General features: G+C 59.9%; 19 protein-coding genes and 1 tRNA gene. 6 read left to right on the top strand and 14 right to left on the bottom strand.

Translation table 11 applies throughout. The annotated features are described in order from the left end of the window. Positions 1-9 precede the first annotated feature (9 nt). The gene (locus V1292_RS20660; protein ID WP_334374538.1) at positions 10-153 is read right to left on the bottom strand and encodes a hypothetical protein; all 144 of its coding nucleotides are present in this window, start codon (positions 151-153) and stop codon (positions 10-12) included. 464 nt (positions 154-617) lie between these two features. Between V1292_RS20660 and V1292_RS20655 the strand changes: the two genes are divergently transcribed. Beyond that, positions 618-2,321 carry an RNA-directed DNA polymerase gene (locus V1292_RS20655; RefSeq protein WP_334374537.1) on the top strand — a complete coding sequence of 568 codons (1,704 nt, stop codon included), beginning with the start codon at positions 618-620 and terminating at the stop codon, positions 2,319-2,321. On the opposite strand, the gene V1292_RS20650 is transcribed toward V1292_RS20655, so the two are convergent. The 6 genes from V1292_RS20650 to V1292_RS20625 form a co-directional block, all read right to left on the bottom strand. Then, entirely contained in the window at positions 2,315-2,560 is a 246-nt protein-coding gene (locus V1292_RS20650; protein WP_334374536.1) for a hypothetical protein, read from the bottom strand. The two genes, V1292_RS20655 and V1292_RS20650, sit on opposite strands and share 7 nt — an antisense overlap. Further along, entirely contained in the window at positions 2,557-4,188 is a 1,632-nt protein-coding gene (locus tag V1292_RS20645) for a restriction endonuclease subunit S (protein WP_334374535.1), read from the bottom strand. Before V1292_RS20645 ends, V1292_RS20650 begins: the two co-directional genes overlap by 4 nt. After that, positions 4,185-5,642 carry a type I restriction-modification system subunit M gene (locus tag V1292_RS20640; protein WP_334374534.1) on the bottom strand — a complete coding sequence of 486 codons (1,458 nt, stop codon included), beginning with the start codon at positions 5,640-5,642 and terminating at the stop codon, positions 4,185-4,187. Before V1292_RS20640 ends, V1292_RS20645 begins: the two co-directional genes overlap by 4 nt. After that, positions 5,643-6,209 carry an 8-oxoguanine DNA glycosylase OGG fold protein gene (locus V1292_RS20635; protein ID WP_334374533.1) on the bottom strand — a complete coding sequence of 189 codons (567 nt, stop codon included), beginning with the start codon at positions 6,207-6,209 and terminating at the stop codon, positions 5,643-5,645. A 3-nt stretch (positions 6,210-6,212) separates the two neighbouring features. Then, the gene (gene hsdR, locus V1292_RS20630; RefSeq protein ID WP_442895543.1) at positions 6,213-8,651 is read right to left on the bottom strand and encodes an EcoAI/FtnUII family type I restriction enzme subunit R; all 2,439 of its coding nucleotides are present in this window, start codon (positions 8,649-8,651) and stop codon (positions 6,213-6,215) included. 678 nt (positions 8,652-9,329) lie between these two features. Then, a tRNA-Tyr gene (locus V1292_RS20625) sits at positions 9,330-9,415 on the bottom strand. A 206-nt stretch (positions 9,416-9,621) separates the two neighbouring features. Between V1292_RS20625 and rlmB the strand changes: the two genes are divergently transcribed. Then, a complete protein-coding gene (rlmB, locus tag V1292_RS20620) occupies positions 9,622-10,449 on the top strand; it encodes a 23S rRNA (guanosine(2251)-2'-O)-methyltransferase RlmB (protein ID WP_334374531.1) in 828 nt (275 codons plus the stop codon). Between the two features lie 56 nt (positions 10,450-10,505). On the opposite strand, the gene V1292_RS20615 is transcribed toward rlmB, so the two are convergent. Together V1292_RS20615 and V1292_RS20610 are read right to left on the bottom strand one after the other, a co-directional pair. Next, positions 10,506-10,877, bottom strand: coding sequence for a hypothetical protein (locus V1292_RS20615; RefSeq protein ID WP_334374530.1), 372 nt, complete (start codon positions 10,875-10,877; stop codon positions 10,506-10,508). Between the two features lie 32 nt (positions 10,878-10,909). Further along, positions 10,910-11,356: a hypothetical protein gene (locus tag V1292_RS20610; RefSeq protein ID WP_334374529.1), complete on the bottom strand. Its 447-nt coding sequence runs from the start codon at positions 11,354-11,356 to the stop codon at positions 10,910-10,912. Positions 11,357-11,614: 258 nt separating this feature from the next. Between V1292_RS20610 and V1292_RS20605 the strand changes: the two genes are divergently transcribed. Both V1292_RS20605 and V1292_RS20600 read left to right on the top strand, forming a co-directional pair. After that, entirely contained in the window at positions 11,615-13,252 is a 1,638-nt protein-coding gene (locus V1292_RS20605; RefSeq protein ID WP_334374528.1) for an alkaline phosphatase family protein, read from the top strand. Between the two features lie 155 nt (positions 13,253-13,407). Continuing rightward, positions 13,408-13,683 (top strand): hypothetical protein, encoded by a 276-nt coding sequence (locus V1292_RS20600; RefSeq protein WP_334374527.1) that lies wholly within the window; start codon positions 13,408-13,410, stop codon positions 13,681-13,683. A 60-nt stretch (positions 13,684-13,743) separates the two neighbouring features. On the opposite strand, the gene V1292_RS20595 is transcribed toward V1292_RS20600, so the two are convergent. After that, a complete protein-coding gene (locus V1292_RS20595) occupies positions 13,744-13,968 on the bottom strand; it encodes a hypothetical protein (RefSeq protein WP_334374526.1) in 225 nt (74 codons plus the stop codon). Between the two features lie 275 nt (positions 13,969-14,243). On the opposite strand from V1292_RS20595, the gene V1292_RS20590 reads away from it, so the two are divergent. Beyond that, positions 14,244-14,990, top strand: coding sequence for a hypothetical protein (locus V1292_RS20590; protein WP_334374525.1), 747 nt, complete (start codon positions 14,244-14,246; stop codon positions 14,988-14,990). 147 nt (positions 14,991-15,137) lie between these two features. Further along, positions 15,138-16,070 (top strand): LysM domain-containing protein, encoded by a 933-nt coding sequence (locus V1292_RS20585; RefSeq protein ID WP_334374524.1) that lies wholly within the window; start codon positions 15,138-15,140, stop codon positions 16,068-16,070. Between the two features lie 13 nt (positions 16,071-16,083). Here the strand turns inward: V1292_RS20585 and V1292_RS20580 are convergent, their stop codons facing one another. The 4 genes from V1292_RS20580 to V1292_RS20565 form a co-directional block, all read right to left on the bottom strand. Continuing rightward, positions 16,084-16,710 (bottom strand): methyltransferase family protein, encoded by a 627-nt coding sequence (locus V1292_RS20580; protein ID WP_334374523.1) that lies wholly within the window; start codon positions 16,708-16,710, stop codon positions 16,084-16,086. A gap of 13 nt (positions 16,711-16,723) precedes the next feature. Next, positions 16,724-17,776: an NAD-dependent epimerase/dehydratase family protein gene (locus V1292_RS20575; protein ID WP_334374522.1), complete on the bottom strand. Its 1,053-nt coding sequence runs from the start codon at positions 17,774-17,776 to the stop codon at positions 16,724-16,726. A 33-nt stretch (positions 17,777-17,809) separates the two neighbouring features. After that, positions 17,810-18,322, bottom strand: coding sequence for an Mpo1 family 2-hydroxy fatty acid dioxygenase (locus V1292_RS20570; RefSeq protein ID WP_334374521.1), 513 nt, complete (start codon positions 18,320-18,322; stop codon positions 17,810-17,812). 341 nt (positions 18,323-18,663) lie between these two features. Next, on the bottom strand, positions 18,664-19,641 hold the full coding sequence (locus V1292_RS20565; RefSeq protein ID WP_334374520.1) for an AraC family transcriptional regulator: 978 nt from the start codon (positions 19,639-19,641) through the stop codon (positions 18,664-18,666). Positions 19,642-19,790 lie beyond the last annotated feature (149 nt).

The raw sequence follows: 19,790 nt of genomic DNA, 5'->3' as shown, positions 1-19,790 counted from the left end.
CGCGGTAGGCTACAACCATAAATAGGGCGTGGCCGCCACGGCATCAAGGAATGAGTGACCGGGCTTGATCGAAGCGAACTGCGCCGCGATGCCGTCCATGACGGCTTGTTGCTGGTCGGTTTTTAAGAGATGGCCATGGCCGTCAATCGTCACCTGCAGGCTTGAGTGCCCGGCGAAGGCCACAGGTGAACCGGCTTATCCAAGGGAACGCGGGAGGTTCCAATTCGTGTGAAGGGACCAACCTTCTTGCATCCAGCCCGCTCCTAAGCTCGTGTGACACGCGTCCGACATTGCGCGTCCGCTGAGAATCTCCACCGAATGCTCTCGTCCGCTTGTCTGGATGCCCGCCAAAACTGGTCGCTGACATCGTGGCGAGCTATTGGTCTGATCCACATTCGCCAAGGGCACTGGCAAATCGCTTCGTCCACGTTGCCGGCGAGGTTCGTTTTCTACCAGCCTTGCAGCTAGGAGGCTCGGCCCAACAAATTACTTTGGGCGACGGCATTCCTGAATCGTCGGCGTAGTCAGGTTATCCACAGGCCGAGAACTGACGATCGCATTGCCAACCGCTGCCGCCCTGTTCTTAACTGATCCTAAGCGGGGGAGCGTCGGCGGAAATGAGTGCCAAAACCAAATCCGAGCGTCTTAGGCGTCTTGTCTCGCATGGCTATTTTGCGCCCGAACTACCACCGTGCTTTGTCTCTGAAGATCTCGCTAGGTCTCGCAGGTCGATCCTCGCCGGGATCGATGCCCTGCCACCCAACCGGCGGGGAAAGCCAGACCATTACGCGTTCGTCTCCGAACCGGCGTGGTTCTATTTCCCGCGCTTCGGGAAAGAGGATCGCCGGCATGGCGTGCCGAATCCCGTCGCCCACCTGCTGCTTTCGAGAGTCTTGGCAGACAACTATGTTGACCTGCGGCGTATCGCCCGCGCGTCCAACGTTACGCTTTCACCTCCCGTCTTCGACTGGTCAGGATCACGGGCCCTAATGCGCCCAAGCGTTGAGCTTAGGGACCACTTCCGTGTCAATCTCTCGTCGCGCCGAGAGGAATATGCCGCCGCGGACATCCGAGCCTTTTTTCACTCAATTTACACCCATGCCATCCCTTGGGCCATCCACGGCAAGGATTTCGCCAAAAAGAACCGCCGCACGGAACACTATGGGAATTTGATCGACCTCCTGTGCCGCAACGCTCAGGACGGTCAAACTATTGGGCTGCCGGTCGGCCCAGATACGTCGCGGCTCGTCGCCGAGGTAGTGGCGTCGGGGGTCGATGTTTTTCTCCAGCAGCGCTTGAGGATCGGAAAACGTGACGCTTCCCGCTACATCGATGATTACACGCTCAGCAGCCCCGAAGGGGCCAGCGGCGAAGAATTGTTGGCCGCACTGCGTCAATCAGTGGCCGCTTTCGAGCTTGAGCTAAACAACGAGAAGTCCGCGATCTACCCGACATCGCATCGTCAGAATATGGGCTGGCAGCAAGCCGTTCTCGCACACCTGCCGCGCCCAGCCCCACCGGGCAGTCGGATTGAGGCAAGCGCGCTACAGCATTTCCTCTATCAGCTCGCCCATGTATGCGCCGCTAACCCGGAAATGAATGTGGAGAAGTTCGGACTCCAACACGCGCGTTCGGCCCTAGTCAATGCAGATGATTGGAAACCGCTCCAATTCAGCCTGATTAATGCCTACCGTCGAAATCCAAGTCTGGTCTCGCTCTTGGTGGAAGCGTGCCTGCTGCGACAAGTGGCCCGCGGGGACGTGCAGATTGAGACCCTCGCGGAGTTTATCGAGTACCGAATCCCCGTCTTGGCGCGCGCCAACCGCACCGGCGAGATCATCTGGCTTCTTTTCCTGATGCTCCGCCTCGACCTGCGCATTTCGGCCCACCGGTTGGCGCCGCTATTCTCAATCGAGAACGCCTTTGTCGCACTTCTCGTCGTCTGCCTCGGCGCTCGGGGCTTTGTGAAGGGGAATATCGACCGCACTCTTTGGGACAGATCGCTGACATCGGATGGCTTGCGCAGCCCTATGTGGCTCTACGCCTACGAGGCCGTCAGCCAAGGGTTTCTTCCCGGAGTCAATGATGGCTTTATCGTCCACGATTCATACTTCGCGCTCCTGCGGGCCAAGCGCGTACAGTTCCTGGACATCTCGCGGGGCTATGCCTCCATCGCCACGATATTGCGCAGCCTGCGAAATCAGAACGAACGGGTGAGGCGCATGCGCGAAGCAATCGAGGAGGTTGATTTCGACGATCTAGACCACCTGGATGAGGGCGAAGAGGAGGAGGACATCGTCGGAATGACTGACATTTACTGAGTCCCGGCCCCTGAGTCGGCCCTCCGCTCCGAATCGTTCGTCACCCCGATCTTCAACAACACAGACTTGTCGAACGGTGGCTTCGGCTGTCCTCGAAACGCAAAGCCATCCTCGATCAGCCCGAGCATTCGGTCATGGGGGCCTTCCTCAGTCCAGCCGATGTAGCCGTCCTCCTCAGGACTAAACTCATAAAATGAGCGTAGCCAGATACGACGAGGTTTGACAGGAAGGCGGCTCATTCCGCCGCCTCCAGTTCGCGATCCTCAGCCGGCGTCAGCGCTTCGGCCAGCAGCGCGTCGAGCAGGCAACGACGGGTGACGACGGTGGCGGTGAGGCTCGCCTCTAGCCGTTCACAAAGCGCCATCAGCGCATCGACCTTAGCGACGATGCGACGCTGCTCGGCGATTGGTGGAAGGGGGAATACCAATTTGGCAAGCGCTTTTCCGGTGAAGTGCGGAATACCGACGCCCGTGAAGTACGTTTGCATGATTCCGGCGTCGAAATACACGGAGCAGCAATTTGCAAAGAAACGGGAATCAAGATGCGCGCTCGGCCTTACCCGGTGTAGCGCCTTCTGGAAAACCAGATTCTCGAAGCCGCCACCCCAAACCGCTGTTCGCCCGATCCCGTGTCCGCCCTCGCAAATCAGAACGTCGCCTCTCTTCAGCTGGTACTCTTCAAATTCGGCATCATCGAGTGGAATGGTTTTCAGGTCATCGAGCCGAATGTCGAACCAATGGACATTCGTATTACGCAGATACGGGTATGGTCGTCCTTTGTTCTTGGCTTTGTCGAGCATCTTCCCAAGTCGGGCCTCCGCTACATCTTCAACTCGAACCCATCGCCAGTTGGGCGGGATTTCAGTATCCAGTCGACCTTCAAGCTCTGGAGCATCGTATTGCACCGACGCCGGTTCGTCGTTCGCATCTTGCGGTACCAGCTTGCCGCGGACGGCAAGGTTGCGGATGGTCTGGCGCAATTGCTTGATCTGGTCGGCGCGAGCGGTGAGCGCCGGGAGAGCGTCGAGCGCAAAGCGGGCGTCTGCCTGAACGATCTCGGGATAGGGCGCGTCGAGTCGAGCAAATGTCGCCGCTGCGAACCGGTCGCGTACAGCCTCCCGGCTTTCCCGCGCCGCCTCGAGCCGGTCGCACAAGGCCATCAACTCATCGACTTTGGCGACGATGCGGTGCTGTTCGGCGAGGGGTGGGACGGGAACTACGAGTTTCTCCATCTTCTCCTTGGTCATATGGACCATTGAAATGCCGTGCCCGGCTTCTTTGATCTCGCGAGTCTTCTGGAGAAGAAAATTGTAGAGATACCGCTTGTTGAGGTCGGATTCGCTGTGAAGCGGAAGCTTCCAAATGTGATAGTGATAGATCACCTTCTCACCGTCCCAAATGAACGGACCAAACGAAGCTGACCAAGCGAAAATAAGATCGCCCTTTGCGCAATACTTGTCTTCGTCGAGTTGCAACGTCGAATAATACCATTTGTCGGACGTAAAAAGATTGCCTACCCGCAGAACTGGTGTTCCTGCGCTCAACAGTTCGTTCTGTTTGTAAGCACGACCATTTAGTACTGTGACTAGATCGGCCAGAGGGGCCAACGCCCAACCTTTCGGCATTTGGATGGGCTCGTCACCGCCATTGAAGTTTTTCGGCTCTCGTTTGGTACGCTCCTTCCGATCCAGTCGCGCTTTCTCCTCCGCGATCCTCTTCAGCAGTTCCGACGCCGGTTCGTCGGTCGGGTCTTGCGGCACGAGTTTGCCGCGTACGGCCAGATCGAGAATGAAGCGGCGCAGGCGGGCAATCGCGTCGGGCGCGTCGGCGATCTGCTCGTAGTGTGTCAGCAAGCGTTCAGCATTCATCGCGCGAGCGCCTCGGCGAGGATCGCCTTCAATTGGTCACGTAAGCCTGCCGTCTCGGTCTCGGCGCGTACCAGATCGGCCAGCAGGGTTTTCGGGTCGCCGTGATCGTCGGCCACCGCGTGCGGGTTCTTGATGTCGAGATTGTAGCCGCGCGCCTTTACCTCCTCAGCGGTGACACGCCACGCCTGCGGCGTCTCCTCTCGACCTTTCCGATCCTTGCCGCCCCACCAGTTGATGCACTCTTGAAAATGCTGGAGTTGGATCGGCTTGGTCATCGAATAGGCTTTCTGCCCCTCAGGCACGCGATGTTCGAAGAACCAGATTTCCTTAGTGGGCGTGCCCTTCTCGAAGAAAAGAAGATTGGTGCCGATCGAGGCATAGGGTTTGAACACGGAATTGGGCAGGCGGACGATAGTGTGGAGGTTACACTCCTCCATCAGATGATCCTTGAGTCGCGTCTTGATGCCCTCTCCGAACAGCGTGCCATCGGGCAGCACCACGGCTGCGCGCCCGCTCGGCTTCAATAGGCGCACGATGAGCGCGAGGAACAAATCCGCCGTTTCCTTAGTGCGGAAAGTCGGAAAATTGTTCTCAATGCCATCTTCCTCGCGACCCCCGAAGGGCGGGTTGGTCACGACGATATCGACGCGCTCGTCCTTGCTCCACGAAATAAGCGGCCGGGCCAGCGTGTTGTCGTGGCGCACGAAGCTTGGGTCCTCGATGCCGTGCAGCAGCATGTTGGTGACGCAGAGCATGTGCGGGAGCTGCTTCTTTTCTACTGCGCGCAAAGCATCTTCCATTTTCTCGCGCTGCTTCGGCGTCTTGACGTAACCGTTGTTCTCCATGTGGCGGATCGCGCAGGACAGGAAGCCGCCCGTGCCGCAGGCGGGATCGAACAGGATTTCTCCCGGATGCGGGTCGATGCGGTCAACCATGAAGGCGGTGACGGCGCGGGGCGTGTAATATTCGCCCGCATTGCCAGCCGATTGCAGATCGTTGAGCAGTTGTTCGTAGAACTCGCCGAAGTGCCGCCGCTCGTCGAGGTTGTTGAAATCGATCTGACTAATCTTGTTGATCACCTGCCGGATAAGGTGACCAGATTTCATGTAGTTGTAAGCATCCTCAAACACGTCGCGCACTACGCGGCGACGGTCTCCGGGTTTGCCGGTGGGCTTCAGATCCTTCAGCGCAGGGAACAGCTCGTCATTGACGAAATCGAGCAACGCCTGCCCGGTGATGCCCTCGGGGTCCGCCGCCCAATTGCGCCATTGGAATTTCTTCGGAATCGGCGAGCGATAGCCATCCTTAGTTAGGTCGAGTTCTTGATCCTGATCGTCGATGATCTTGAGAAAGAACAGCCAGGTGAGCTGGCTGATGCGCTGTGCATCGCCATCGACGCCCACGTCTTGGCGCATGATATCCTGAATCGATTTGACGGTGGTACGAACGATCATTCAGTAATCCTGGATTTTCGCAAAGACAGCGGCCTCAACGTCGCAAACCCGAAGCTGAGAATGATGGGGTGCTAGCAGTGCCAGACTGGCCCGGCAATCGTCGAGGAACTCTTGGTAGCCGTCTCGATTTTCTCGGTAGCCTAGCGCCCCGCGAATCACCTCATCAAGAATGACCGCGACGGCGGGATTCATAAACCGTGCGATCTTCGAAGCAAATGACTGCCCGAGGTATCTCAGCTGTTGAAGCCGAGAGACTGCGGCGGCCGCCTGCCCGATCTTCAAAAGAGCACTTGATTCTTGGAGGGCACTCGCAATTTGCTCGGCCGTGTTTTGGTTCAGCAGCCGCCCAACAAAACGTTGTCCGCGTCCCCAACGAACCACGGCCTCGACGAACTCCCTAGCTTCGACGACCTGAACGCCCGCTCTGATGAGTGCGGCACCACGTTGTTCGAGTGCAGCCGCACCGGGATATTTCTTGGCGTGCCTTTCCCGTAGCCCCGGAATCTCAGCAGGCGACAATTCAAGACGTACAAAAACAATCTGCTCATTGAGTGCAGCAATAGGCATAAACTAAGCGCTTTCCTGATAAATCGCATCTTGCATCTCGTGGACGGCTTGCTCGAAGCCTTCCCTGCCGCCGAACGCGTTGATGAGTTGGACGACGCTGCCCATCGTGGTGAATGGCGTCACCTTCAGCACGTTAGTGTCATCGAGATTAAGCACTCCGTCGTCCCGATACTTGTCGAGCAAAGCATTGAGCACGGCACGCGCTTGTGGGCCGTATTTTGTGAAAACATCACGCTTCTTGACATTGTCGGCCCGTTCGCGCCGCGTCAGCGGTTTCTTGTCAAACGCGACATGGCAAATCAGATCAAAGGGATCAAGGTTCTTACCGAGCTCCTCTGCAATCGTGTCGAGCGCGAGACCTTCAGTTTCCAGCTCCTCGATTATCGCCTGCTTGCGTTCGGTCGATCTCCAGCGTTTTAGGAAATCGTCGAGGCTGGCGAAGCGCTTCTTCAGTGCCGTCTTGGTGAAATCACGCAGTGATTCGGTGACAAGTTTGCCATTTTCGTCGAGGTATTCCACGCGCTCGGCAACGATGCGGGCGCTAACGCCATCGACATAAACCTTTTGTCCGTCACCATCATGAAGCGGCAGCGACAAGCCCGGTTGATCGACCAAGATTTCGTCCTCGCCCAGGGTTGGCGGGATAGCATCATCGTCCTCCGGCGCTTTGTCGGGCGGGGCGACCGGATCGCAGTCACCCGGCTCGTAAATCTGCACCGGATCGCCGTCGAAATCCGGATCGGCAAAATGGCTAGTCGCGCCGCGAAAATCGATCAACGTGAAGAAGAACTTCTTCGTGTCCTCGTGAACACGGGTGCCGCGCCCGACGATCTGCTTGAACTCGGTCATCGAGCCGACTGCGCGATCCAGTACGATCAGCCGACAAGTCTGCGCATCAACGCCGGTCGAAAGAAGTCGCGAGGTCGTCACCAGTACGGGATATCTCGATTCCGGATCAATAAAGTTACCGAGTTGGTCCTGGCCTTCCTTGTCGCTGCCGGTAATGCGCATGACGTAGCGTTGGTTCTCAGCGACCACATCGGCGTTTTCGTTGACGAGCGCCTGCCGCATACGCGCCGCGTGCTCCTCATCGACACAGAACACGATGGTCTTCTGGAAGCGGTCGCCGCTTTCCTTGAGGAACTCGGTGATCTTCTTGGCAATCAGCACCGTGCGATCATCGAGCACGATGTTCCGGTCGAAATCCTTGGCGTTGTAGATGCGGTCTTCGACCTCGTTTCCGTTTCGGTCGAGCTGACCGAGTTCGGGGCGATAGCCTTCCACGTCACGATCGATGTGAACTTTGATGACCTTGTAGGGTGCGAGGAAACCATCGCTGATCCCCTGCTTCAACGAATAGGTAAAGACCGGCTCGCCGAAATAGTCGGTGTTGGAGACGTATTCGGTTTCCTTCGGCGTGGCGGTGAGGCCGATCTGTGTCGCGCCGGAAAAGTGCGTGAGGATTTCCCGCCAGGCCGAATCCTCGGCCGCGCTGCCACGATGACATTCGTCGATCACGATCAGGTCAAAGAAGCCGGGCGAGAACTCACGATAGAGCTTCTGACGCTCCTCCGGCCCCGTGATCGCCTGATAGAGCCCGAGATAGACCTCGAAAGCGGTGTCAATACGCCGCTTCTTATCGAGCGCCAGCGGTAGATCGACGGTCGTGCCGTCCTGCCGCTCGATGGTCTTTGCGTTAGTCGATAGTTTCGCCATTACCGCGCCGAACGGGCGGAAATCATTCACCATCGTCTGGTCGATCAGTACGTTTCTGTCGGCGAGGAACAGGATGCGCTTCTTGCGCCCTGCCTTCCACAGCCGCCAGATGATCTGGAACGCCGTATAGGTCTTGCCGGTGCCGGTCGCCATGACCAGCAGCGCGCGGTCGCGGCCCTTGGCGATGGCTTCGATCGCGGCGTTGACGGCGTTAACCTGATAATAGCGCGGAACCTTGCCACTGCCGTCGTCGAAATAGTCCTGAAGCACAATCCGTTCGGCTTCAGCGTCCAGGCCCTTCCAGACACGATAGCGCGCCCACAGATCGGCCGGCGACGGGAAGGCTGCGAGACCAAGATTCGCCTCGCGCGGCGTGCTTCCGCCGGTGCGGTCGTGGAAAACAAATCCGTCACCGTTCGAGGTGAACACGTAGGGGATATCGAGCGTGGCAGCGTAGTCCAGCGCCTGCTGCATGCCGTCGCCGACGCTGTGAGAATTATCCTTGGCCTCGATCAGCGCCAGCGGGATGTTCGGCTTGTAGTAGAGGATATAATCAGCGCGCTTGGCCTTCCCACGCGTGACCAGTTTGCCGCGCACGATAATGCGGCCTTTGGTAAAGCCGACCTCCTCGCGAATTTGCAGCATTTCGTCCCACCCTGCTTCGCGTAGCGCAGGCGTAATGAACTTCGTGCAGATATCTCGTTCGCTTAATGAGCGTTTGTCCATGGGATTGCTGGATCATCACAAAGTGACATAGGCTGTAGAGCCAATGCTACGTTCCGGCACGCACCACGACAGAGACACTGCCGCCGATCTAGGTTTTATTGATAATCGATGTTGGCCCACGGCGCCGAAGCGAGAGCTGTGTTGCAGTTTGCGTTTGCGCCTTTCCGATCGAGCCCAAGCAAGAAATCGCCGGCTCCTCAGTTCGCCATCAATCGAAATCGGGCGCACTGAAGTGTGAGCACTGGAGGCAAAATCGGAACGCTCGCTCCAGCGGCCACGCCACATGAGAGGAAGAGGAAAGGTGCGGCTAGGGGTGAGCTGTTGCGACCGACGCTTCTCGCGTACCGCCTTTACTGCCGTTTTCTTCGCGAGCTGTCCCGGTGAACGCCACATCGCCGACGCAAACGCCGAACGCGGCTTCAGATGAACGTAAGCTTGCCCCAGACTCATCACGCCCCCCGGCCCACGCGCGAGAGTTGAGCACGAAACAACCAGATACTGAAGTCCCCGATTCTCTCCAACACCCAGACAGCGTCGCCAATAACTCCCCTTTGGAGACTGCGCCACTTTCAAGCGGAACGATCACCATACCCCAGCCCGCACCCCAGGGCAGGGAAACGAGATTCCGCAAGAAAAATAGACAGGCACTTCTATAGAAAATCCTGAATAAAATCAGGATGGTGGGGAAGGAAGGACTCGAACCTTCGAAGCCATACGGCGGCTGATTTACAGTCAGCTCCCTTTGCCACTCGGGACACTTCCCCGTCCAACAGCGTCACCGAACCGACCGCCCGAGTGGCGGAGGACCGGACCCAAGGATGACGCTGAGGCCGAAAGCGCGGATCGAACCGGCTGCGACCGGCGCGTTTATGGGCGAATGGGGGTGGCAAAGTCAACCAATGCGGACCACCAAAAATAGGTTCGATCAGGCCAAATTGCCATATTCGGCCCCCCGTGACACAAGCTCCCCATGAGCGATCGCGACCGAAAACCGCCGTTCCGCCGCGGCGGCGGCAAACCCTTCGAAAAAGGGCGGAAATTCGCCCGTCCGCCGGGCCGGCGCGACCGGGAAACAAGCTCCGACGGGCCGGCGATTCTCTATGGCTGGCACACGGTCTCGGCTGCGCTAGCCAACCCGGAACGGCGGATCCGAAAGCTGTTGCTGACCGAAAACGCCGCCCGGCGGCTGGCGGACGAGAATATCGATACCCGCGTTGCCCCGGAAATCGTGCGGCCGAACGCGATCGACCAGCGGCTCGGTCCGGACGCCGTGCACCAGGGGCTGTTGGCGGAGGCCGATCCCCTGCCCTCGCCCGATATCGATACGCTGCCGCAGGATGGCATCGTGCTGGTGCTCGACCAGATCACCGATCCGCACAATGTCGGCGCCATCATGCGCTCGGCGGCGGCCTTTGCGGTGAAAGCGATCGTCACCACCGCCCGCCACAGCCCGGAGGCCACCGGCGTGCTGGCGAAATCCGCCTCCGGCGCGCTGGAGCTGGTGCCGCTGGTCACGGTGCAAAATCTCGCCCGCGCGCTCACCGAACTGAACGACCGCGGCTTCTTGACGGTCGGGCTCGACAGCGAGGGGACCGAGGACCTCGCCGCCGTACCCTTGCAGCAACCGCTGGCGCTGGTGCTGGGCGCCGAGGGCAAGGGCCTGCGGCAACTGACCCGCGAAACCTGCCGCGCCGTGGCGCGGCTCGACATGCCCGGCGAGATCAAGAGCCTGAACGTGTCGAACGCCGCGGTGCTCGCGCTCTATATCGGCGCGAGCCGTCTCGGACTGATGAAATGAACAACGCCCGCTCGCGGGAAGCGAACGGGCGCTGAAGCTTTCAAACTACCGCTGTATCAGTAATAGCGGCGCAGTACGGGCCGACCGTGGTAGTAACGCCCCGTGTAACGGTAACCGTTGCGGTGGTAATAGCGGCGGTTGTAGCCATAGCCATAACCGGAGATCGAGCCTTCGCGGTAGACCGGATACGGCGCGAAGTTGCCCGGACCGGTATAGGTCGGGCCCTGGTTGATATAATAATACTGCTGCTCCGGATCAGGCAGACGCTCGCGGACCCAGCCGCCGCAGGGACCGCAGCCCACATAGCCGTAGCTCACGGCCGGTGCGACATAGACCGGCGCTGCGCACGGGGCGTAACCGCAGGCCATCGCGGGGGCTGCAGCCATGACGGCCACTGCCGCGATCAATCCTTTAAGTATCTGACGCATTACTCTCTCCTGTTCGTATTTGCTTGGTCTTCTTAACGTGGAAGGTGATGCGGCCATCGCCTGTCATCGCGCGGCGCGTAGATGATTTCGGGCGGATCGACGGGCACGTTGGACTGCGCCGGCAGCGGCGCCGACTGCGCCGACCAGGACTGATGGTAGCTCTCAGCCGGTTGCGGCAAGCGGCGGTTCGCCGGCGGCTCGATTTCCAGGCGCCCGTAACCGGGCATGCGGCCGGCGCTCGGATAATAATGACCGACGCGCGGGACCGGATCGACATAGCGGCCACCATAGATGGTCGGCTCGACATGGGTGCCCTTGCCGAGGCCCCAGTCACCCTCGACCACCGCATAGGATGCATCGACGCCGTTAATGATGACGGGAACGCCGGGACGGCCCGGAATCACGATCTCGAAGCCGCCGCCGGCAAAGGCGGTCGAATTCGTCGCGATGAAAAGTGCCAGTGTGACGCCAATGCGCATCGCTTGGGATCCGGTTTTTCTAACGTCCCAATTTAATCCAACATGCCGGTTCAGGGGTTAAGGCCGCCGGCCAAACTGCCGGTAAGGCTAACGCGCAACCGTGGATCGTCATTCAATTGCGAGAAATGGCGCTATCCAAACGTTAACGCCTCCGGGATCGGAAGGCCGACCCGGTGGTTTGGCCGCCCGCTCGATTGTCATTTGCGCTGACATATCGCACCATCCGGCCCCCTCCCAACGCCAGCCGAAATGCCTGAGATGACAGCCAAAACGCCTGCAAAGAACGTGCTCTGGATCATGTGCGACCAGCTTCGCTACGATTATCTCGGCTGCACCGGCCACCCTGTGCTGAGGACGCCGAACATCGACGCGATGGCCAAGCGCGGCGTGTTGTTCTCCAACGCCTATGTGCAGTCGCCGATCTGCGGGCCGTCGCGGATGTCGTTCTATACCGGCCGCTACATGCGCTCGCACGGCTCGCACTGGAACGGCTGGCCGCTGCGGGTGGGCGAACCGACGCTCGGCGATCACCTGAAGAAGATCGGCGTCCGCAACGTGCTGGTCGGCAAGACGCACATGGCGCCCGACCTCGAAGGGCTGAAGAGCCTCGGCATCCCCGCCGACTCGATCATCGGCGTGCATGTGTCGGAATGCGGGTTCGAGCCTTATGAGCGCGACGACGGCCTGCATCCGACGGGACGGCCGCGCCCGGCCTACGACAATTATCTGCGCCAGCATGGCTATGACGCGCCCAATCCCTGGGAGCACTGGGCCAATTCCGGCGCGGCCGAGGACGGTAGCCTGCAGAACGGCTGGTTATTGGTTCACGCCGACAAGGCCGCGCGGGTGCCGGACGAGCATTCCGAGACGCCCTACATGACGCGTCGCGCGATGGAGTTCATCGCGGAAGCCGAGGACGACGGAAGGCCATGGTGCCTGCATCTGTCCTACATCAAGCCGCACTGGCCCTATATCGCGCCGGAGCCCTACGCCAGCATGTACGGGCCACAGGACGTGCAGCCGGTGATCCGCTCGCAGGAGGAACGCGCCAACGCGCATCCGGTGTTCGCCGCCTATATGGACATGCGCTATTCCCGCAACATGTCGCGCAACGAGGCGCGCGAAAAGGTCATTCCGACCTATATGGGCCTGATCAAGCAGATCGACGACCAGATGGGCGTCTTGATGCAATTCCTCGAAGCGCGCGGCCTGCTCGAGACCACGATGATCGTGTTCACGTCGGACCATGGCGACTATCTCGGCGATCACTGGATGGGCGAGAAGGACCTGTTCCACGAGCAATCGGCGAAAATCCCGCTGATCGTGATCGATCCCTCGCCTGCCGCCGATGCCACGCGCGGCACGGTCAGCGATGCGCTGGTCGAAGCGATCGACCTGGCGCCGACCTTCATCGACTATTTCGGCGCCACGCCGCCGGATCATATCCTGGAGGGACGCTCGCTGGTGCCGCTGCTGCACGGCGCGCGGCCTGCCGATTGGCGCAAGGTGGCGTTCTCCGAATACGACTACGCCATGCAGGACGTCCGCGTGATGCTGAACCAGCCGATCGAGCGCTGCCGGCTGTTCATGGTGTTCGACGGCCGCTGGAAATACATTCACGCGTCCGGATTCCGCCCGATGCTCTACGACCTCGAAACCGATCCGCAGGAATTTGTCGATCGCGGCGCCGATCCCGCCTGCGCCGATATCGTGGCGCGGCTGCAGGCGGAGCTGTTCGATTGGGCGCTGCACCCGAAGATGCACATCTCCACGCCGAACGCGAAGATCGCCGCCTATGCCGCCCAGCAACTGCAGGTAAAGAACGGCGTGCTGATCGGCATCTGGGACGAGGCCGAGCTCGGCGCCATCAGAGAGAAGATCGGGATCAAGCCATAAGACCAGTGATGCGCATTGCACGACGGACTAGCCCAAGCAAAAGACGTCCGGCGTTCTGTCTCGGCATCAAGTGCACGTGAGACGTGAGGCAGCTCACATCTGAGAATCGCGAGTTGATTTAAGGCCGTCGCAAACCCGGCTTCGGGAGACGAGCCATGCCATTATTCAACAGCCAAATCGATTGGCAGGGAATGGGCACCATAGCGGTGGTCGGGCTTTTCACCCTGTTCGCCCTTACGTTCGCCGTTGTCAGCTACGTGGAATCGTCATCGAATGCCGACCTGGCCGAGTTTACGAGCACGACCGAGTCATCGGCATCTGATCCGAACCATTCCAACGAATCTACAGCGCAGAACCCGTCCGCCAAAGACCGAACGAACTGCCCCCTCGGTAACAAATCGCCACCAACTCAACTACTGCCCTTGCAGTAGTCTACACTTCAGACCAATTCGACCGTGCGCCTACGACGCATCGTGCGCCACGGGACGATTTCATCCACGGCCGATAAGGTCGACCGGAGTACGGTAGAGCTCGTTACAGTCTCCATCGGTGACACGCACAGCACATCCGGTGGAACGCAGCTCGGGGCGAACGATGCAAAGCTCGCTCGCGAGGCTTTCGGCCTTATCGATCGCGTTTTCTGTGTTTTCGAGATACATGCCGCCCTGGTTTTTGACCTCCGCGCCGATGACGAGATCAAAGTTGAAGTATGGCATCAGTGCCCCCTGCCAAATTCAAGCTGCACGGAATCTAACTGAGTCTGGTGGGTTCCCTCATTTCAATTTCTGCTTTTGACTTCTGATTATAGTCGTCTGTTGCGCTTCGGTACCGGGCGGCTAGCGCAAACCATTGAGGGGTTGGAAACCAGTGTTGCGGCGGAGACACGTCGTGTTGGTAAATTGCGGCCGCTCACGCCACGTTTATTGCAGTTCCAAGCGCGCGGGCGCTACGGTCGCCCGGCGAAGCACTTCGCAGCCCTTCGAGGAGCGCAATGAAGCCATATCGCGGTGATATCGGAACTGTCGGCTGGTTACCCTTTCTCTGCCTGGCATCGTTGCGTAGACTGCACGTGATAGCTATCGCGGCATTGCTGCTGGCGATCGGCGCAAGCCCCACGCAGGCAAGGAGTTCCGCGTCGGCAGCCTCGACTGCTCATGTCTACCTGCTCCGCGGCGTGCTCAATATTTTCTCCCTGGGCCTCGATGATATTGCGGTAAAGCTGCGGGCGCAGGGCATCCCGGTCACTGTCGCGAACTTTGCCTCCTGGTCGTCGCTCGCCGACGAAGCCGCCGCCGGCTACAAGAGTGGCAGGATCAAGACGATCATTCTGGTCGGGCATTCCTCGGGCGCGACCGCGCTTCCCGACATGGTCGCCAAGCTGGATCAGCTTGGCGCCCCCGTGAAGCTCGCCATCGGCCTGGATTCGGTGTTTCGCACCAGCCTCTCGGGACGGGTGGGACGCTATGTAAACTTCTACATCGCCAACGGCGCCGGCACGCCGGTTCAGAAAACCGGACAATTCCAGGGCAAGCTCGAGAATGTGAACGTGCAGAACGTGCCTGGCGTCGGGCACATGTCCATCGAAAAGAACCTGATCATGCAGCAGAAGGTGATAAGCGAGATCGACGCTGTCGTCTTCGGCCGATCTGTACCAGCTTCGGGGGCGCGGAAGCCGCGGCAGCCTGAAGCGGCAAGCGCGGCGAGGCCCGGCACGGCAAGCGCCGCGGCGGTACGTTAGTAGTTCGAACGCCGTCGCCGAAGCTACGAGCGCCGCAAATTCTGCCAATTCCTCGACGATAGATCACCCGCTAGAAGCGCCGGGTGGCGTGGCCGGCCGGCATTCAAGGTCCGGCACCTCTACGCCTTAATCGCGAGCGGAATGTACATGAGAAGTCCGACGCTGGTTGCAGCCGTGGTGATCCGTGCAGTCCTTTCCGTCTGCATCTTGTCGGCCGTTTGCAATCTGGCGGTCGCCGATCCGGTCGCACGCACGACCAATGCTATCGCAACCGTCGCTCCCGACACGCCGCCAGCCGCGACCCAGCCGCAGGCGCGCGTCTACCTGTTCCGCGGCGCGCTCGGCCCGATCTTTTCGCGCGGGATGGACCGCCTGACCAATCGTCTCCAGGAAGCCGGTATCCGGGCCGACGTCTACGAATTCACGATTTGCCGGCTGATTGCGGATCAGGCGATCCGCGATTTCCGGAACGATCCTGCTCCGATCGTCCTGATCGGTCATTCGATGGGCGGACTGTGCGCCTTGACGTTTGCCGGCATGCTGAAGTCCGAAAACATACAGGTAAGCCTTGTGGTCACGATTGATCCGGCTCAGGCAACCCCGAAGGTGCCGCTGAACGTCGAGCGTTACATCAACATTTTCCTGTCCGACAGCATATTGGGCGGCGGCGATGTGGTGGCGGAGCAGGGTTACCAGGGTCACTACGCGAGCTTCGATTTGAAGGAGCACGGGGAAGTCACCCACATCAACATCGACAAGATGGATTCCATCCACGAGCAAGTGGTGACTGCAATTGCGCAACTTGCGACGACGCCGGCCAAAGGAGAGGCGGTGCCGCTGCGCTACGTCGTTCCTCCTGATGCCCCGCTGGAGCTGTGGGACAGCGGCACGCAGCAACTCGCCCGTCCGGGCGATACCTTGCAGAAGCTAGCGGCACTGAACCATGTACCGCTGTGGTCACTTACCCAGGCCAATCAGCATTCCGACAGTGCACCGCTGTCAGTTGGCCAACGCGTCCTGGTTCCGCGACGTCTTGCTCCACCTGTCGCGCCATCAGCGGCGTCGCGACGGAAACGGTAGGTGCAGAGCGACGTCAGGTGCGCGGCAGGAACGGAATCAGCATCGGAACGCGACGGCAATACGATCCATAGGCATCCGCACCGAGTTCCGCCGTGAGGAAGCCCTCCTCCATGCGGGCCTTCAACCCCATCCCGAGCGAGATCAGCGCCGCACCCAGCATCGCGGTCACTGTTCCGACCGCTATGCCCGTCACCAGCATCCCGGCGATAAGCCCCGTATAGATCGGGTGGCGCACCATCCCGTAGGGGCCGGTGTCGATGACCTGATGGCCTTCCTTGTGCGTGATCGCGTTCGACCAGAATCGTCCGAGATGAATTCTCCCCCACCATGTGAATGAGATCCCCGCAAGGACAAGGCACGCCAGCACGTAGATGCCAAGGCTGCCGAACTGCCAGAGCGGCTTTTCGCCCAGGACCTTGCCGGTCAATGGCAGGAAAAGAATGGCCCCTACGAGAATGGGAAAGCGGTATTTGAGCGAGTCCCAGGTCATCACGTGTTTCTTCGTTTGACCGGACCAGAACGACGCCAAAACCCAGCTCGTGACCCACAAAATCCAGATGATGGCGAGCAACTGTGTCGGCCAGGTAGTGGTCCAGCCACTCAAGGCGAAAGCCAACCATTGACCAGGATCGTTCAGCATGTCGCGGACCATCTTAAGCGATTGGATCTACCGCCGAACAGGCGCTCGACGTGAAACGAGTGCTCGGCACTGAGTCCCATTCAGGTTGGTTGTGGCCGGCACCAAGCAGATGCGCAATGGTTTCACGCAATACGGGCTCGACGGGACCCGGCGCATAACCCAGCTCTCGTTGCGCTTTTTCGATCGACAATGCCCCCGCCCGCAATGCGATACGAACGCCCTCGGCCGTACCGGACGGAGGCCGGCGCGTCACGTGATCGGCGATGAACTCCAGCGTTGCAGTAACCATTTCGGCGACCTTGCCGTTCACTTGAATGCAGCGGATGCGACGGCCGCTGATATCAGCTATGAGTTCGAGAATCCGTCTTAGCGGCATGCTTTCGCCACCGAGAACGTAGCGATGTCCAGCGTGTCCGCGCTCCATGGCAAAGATCAGCCCTTCGGCGGCGTCGCGCACATCGACGAGGTTCACGACAAAATCAAGATGCAATTGGAGACGTCGGTTGAGAAAATACCGCAGCATCGCCGTCGGCGGGGTAACGTTATGGTCATAAGGCCCGACGGGCATGGTGGGACAGCCGATAACCACCGGGTATCCGGATGCGGCCGCCTGCATAGCGAACCGGTCGGCGAGCATTTTCGAGCGCGTGTATGGACCCGGCATGTCGTCCGGCAGGAGCGCATCGTCAGCGACAGGAACCGCCGATGGCGAGGCACGGAACAGAATGGATTCCGTCGAGCAGTGCAGGAAGCGGTTTATGCCGCGCTTGCGCGCCGTCTCAATGACGATCTCGGTGCCGCCGAAGTTGACGGTGTGAAAATCGGCCTTCCGCGGCAGCCACATCCCCGGCAAGCCGGCCAAGTGGTAGACCTCGTCGACCCCGTCCATCGCGCGGTCAACCAGGTCCCGATCAAGCACCGATCCCCTGACGTACTGAACCTGAGGCAACGCGCGAGGGGGTGGCTGAAGATCGAGCACCCTCACCTGCCGACCTCGCGCGATCAGCGCAGAGACGAGGTGTTTTCCGATGAATCCGCTGCCGCCCGTAACCAGTATGTGCGTCATGCTGCCGATGAACTCAAGCTGAAGTATTTGAGATCAAGATGCAGCGCCTTGCGGATGCACCTGGATGATGGTGGCGAGATCGCGCCGAAAGCCCAGCGCGATAAACAGCTTTGCCATGACAAACATTGGGCCCAGCAACAGGTGAGTCGGATTGTCGACCAGCGCCGGCTGCCGCCGCTCGAACACGCGGTGCCCAATAATCTGCGAGGCGATGCCGACGACAATCAAGATGGCCGTAAGTGACCACATGCCGGCAATCGTCGCATGACTAACGATCACGGCAGCAGCCGAAAGCAACACAACCGCGGCTCCAAGGATTCCGGCGCCAAGCGCGAAATCGAGCAGGAACCAATAGACGATCACCGGTATGACAGCGATGGTCGCCGCGCTGGTTTCGAACCCGAACACGGTGATGGACCACAGACTGAGCGGAAGGATAGCGGCCAGGAACAAGAACACGATGCCGAACACATGCATTGCGCAGTTCCAGGGGTCACGATGATACTCGACGTAGTCAGCGAGCTGCCGCCGAAAATACGAATTCATGCGGTCTTATCCCCCTGCTATCGGCAGACGCGGCCAGACGGGTCAACCAAAACCCAGCCCACCTGATTCGATGCCCAACTTCCATCAGAGACAGAATGGTAGTTAAACTAGGAAATCATCATCAAGTCAAAACGCGGACGCGGGACGTTTGACACTCCCTCGAGCCCGCTGCCAACGTTGACAAATCATGCCGTAATTCAGACGATTAGCATCGTACAGGGTCTCGGGAACCGCCACGAATTGCGATAGTTTTCCCGCAGGTGTTGCCGTTCAGCCAACCTGTCACAATCGTTTCGTGAACCCTTTACCCTACGACGCTAAGCGCCAGCGCCATCGCGCGCCTACTCCGGCGACATCTGCGTCTGCCGCCAGGCGGCCGGTGGCGTCCCTACCGTTCTGCGAAACGCACGATTGAAGGCGGCTTCGGAATCGTAGCCAACCGCCTCCGCTACGCGGGCGATCGGATCGCTTCCAGATGCCAGCAGACCGGCAGCGAGTTGCATGCGCCAGCGCGTCAGATACTGCATCGGCGGTTGCCCGATCAGGTGGGTGAACCGCTGCGCGAACGTCGATCGCGACAGCCCTACGGCCTTCGCGAGCTCATCCAATGTCCAATCCGCCGCTGGCTCGCCATGCAAGAGATTCAGCGCTTGACCGACGTGCCGATCGGCCAAGCCGGCAAACCAGCCGGTCTGTTCGGGGCCAAGCGCTTCGATATGGCATCTGATCGCCTCGACAAAGAGCAGTTCGCCCAGCCGGGCCAGCACGCCCTCCCCGCCGGTCCGCCGCCCCTCCGATTCAACCCGTGCGGCATTGATCAGGTAACCAAGTCCCGAATTCTCCCGATATGAACTTCCGCGCAGATGAAGGACGGCAGGCAGCGACTCCAAGAGTGGATTGAAAGGACGCGCGTCGCAGCCGAGGAATCCGCACAGGATGCGCGCGTCGGTGGGTCCGTTGTCGCCGAGGCGGACCTTGTGGGGAAGCTGGTCGGCGGTCGGCCGATGATAGTAGCTCAGGTCAGGGACCGCCTGCATGCCCGGCGCACTGGAAAGCACATGCGCTGAACCTTGCGGAAATGCGATGATATCGCCCGCGTCGAGCCGTACGGATGGCTCATCGATCAGCCCGCCCCAGCAGCAACCATCGACAATGACGTGATACTCGATGACATGCTGCGCCCCCGGCAACACGGCTGAAGCGCAGGCGGACGATGCCGGCGCCGCGGCCACCCAGGGTGCGCGGACGTCAAGATGAAAGAACATCGCACTGCAAAGTCGTACGGCGCGCAACACATCGGACAGGGCATCCGCCCCCATAGTCGCAGCTCCAATCGGACGCTCGGCCACGCGTCTCGGACGAACGGCAAAAATAGGAAGGATTCAGACGCTCAGTCAAGCCATCCGGCAGTCCGGTCATTTGCCGCACCCCCGCGAGGACCTATGTCCCATCGCGCCAAAGGAGGCAG

This window comes from Bradyrhizobium sp. AZCC 1719, from assembly GCF_036924525.1.
GTDB lineage: Bacteria > Pseudomonadota > Alphaproteobacteria > Rhizobiales > Xanthobacteraceae > Bradyrhizobium.
This window is presented reverse-complemented; position numbering and strand designations above follow the sequence as displayed.

Coding starts and splice junctions, on each gene's coding strand:
- V1292_RS20655 (WP_334374537.1), top strand. CDS start 618: ATGAGTGCCAAAACCAAATCCGAGCGTCTTAGGCGTCTTGTCTCGCAT.
- V1292_RS20650 (WP_334374536.1), bottom strand. CDS start 2,560: ATGAGCCGCCTTCCTGTCAAACCTCGTCGTATCTGGCTACGCTCATTT.
- V1292_RS20645 (WP_334374535.1), bottom strand. CDS start 4,188: ATGAATGCTGAACGCTTGCTGACACACTACGAGCAGATCGCCGACGCG.
- V1292_RS20640 (WP_334374534.1), bottom strand. CDS start 5,642: ATGATCGTTCGTACCACCGTCAAATCGATTCAGGATATCATGCGCCAA.
- V1292_RS20635 (WP_334374533.1), bottom strand. CDS start 6,209: ATGCCTATTGCTGCACTCAATGAGCAGATTGTTTTTGTACGTCTTGAA.
- hsdR (WP_442895543.1), bottom strand. CDS start 8,651: ATGGACAAACGCTCATTAAGCGAACGAGATATCTGCACGAAGTTCATT.
- rlmB (WP_334374531.1), top strand. CDS start 9,622: ATGAGCGATCGCGACCGAAAACCGCCGTTCCGCCGCGGCGGCGGCAAA.
- V1292_RS20615 (WP_334374530.1), bottom strand. CDS start 10,877: ATGCGTCAGATACTTAAAGGATTGATCGCGGCAGTGGCCGTCATGGCT.
- V1292_RS20610 (WP_334374529.1), bottom strand. CDS start 11,356: ATGCGCATTGGCGTCACACTGGCACTTTTCATCGCGACGAATTCGACC.
- V1292_RS20605 (WP_334374528.1), top strand. CDS start 11,615: ATGACAGCCAAAACGCCTGCAAAGAACGTGCTCTGGATCATGTGCGAC.
- V1292_RS20600 (WP_334374527.1), top strand. CDS start 13,408: ATGCCATTATTCAACAGCCAAATCGATTGGCAGGGAATGGGCACCATA.
- V1292_RS20595 (WP_334374526.1), bottom strand. CDS start 13,968: ATGCCATACTTCAACTTTGATCTCGTCATCGGCGCGGAGGTCAAAAAC.
- V1292_RS20590 (WP_334374525.1), top strand. CDS start 14,244: ATGAAGCCATATCGCGGTGATATCGGAACTGTCGGCTGGTTACCCTTT.
- V1292_RS20585 (WP_334374524.1), top strand. CDS start 15,138: ATGAGAAGTCCGACGCTGGTTGCAGCCGTGGTGATCCGTGCAGTCCTT.
- V1292_RS20580 (WP_334374523.1), bottom strand. CDS start 16,710: ATGCTGAACGATCCTGGTCAATGGTTGGCTTTCGCCTTGAGTGGCTGG.
- V1292_RS20575 (WP_334374522.1), bottom strand. CDS start 17,776: ATGACGCACATACTGGTTACGGGCGGCAGCGGATTCATCGGAAAACAC.
- V1292_RS20570 (WP_334374521.1), bottom strand. CDS start 18,322: ATGAATTCGTATTTTCGGCGGCAGCTCGCTGACTACGTCGAGTATCAT.
- V1292_RS20565 (WP_334374520.1), bottom strand. CDS start 19,641: ATGGGGGCGGATGCCCTGTCCGATGTGTTGCGCGCCGTACGACTTTGC.